Genomic DNA, 367 nt, shown 5'->3' with positions numbered 1-367 from the left:
GAACCCCCTGTAGGAGAAAAGAAAGTAGAAATAAAAGTCCTATTTGAAAACAAAGAGAACGGCTGTGGAAATGAAGGAACAATAATAATCACCCAAAAAGAAACGCCACGTCCCAATAAGGTAACCTATACCCTGTGTGATGAAGACTTAGACGGAGAGTATAATGACGTACTACTAAAAGATTTAGATAACCTGGTAATTACCCCGTCAGCGAAACAAGAAATTACCTATTACCGCACTCAGTCCGAAGCCTTAGCAGTAAATGATCCGACGATAATTCCGATAGACAAACAAACGTACTTTACTGTGGACTTCCTGAACCCTTTATACGTACGAGTACTGAACCAAGAGAGCGGTTGTATAGGCA

At 40.6% G+C, this 367-nt stretch carries 1 protein-coding gene; it reads left to right on the top strand.

The window, feature by feature from the left end; translation table 11 throughout:
- Positions 1 to 367: hypothetical protein (locus tag GFV01_RS10055; protein ID WP_160567227.1), on the top strand; the 367-nt coding region annotated here is incomplete at both ends.

Origin of the sequence: Apibacter sp. B2912, assembly GCF_009827835.1 — a bacterium.
Taxonomy (GTDB): domain Bacteria; phylum Bacteroidota; class Bacteroidia; order Flavobacteriales; family Weeksellaceae; genus Apibacter.
This window is presented reverse-complemented; position numbering and strand designations above follow the sequence as displayed.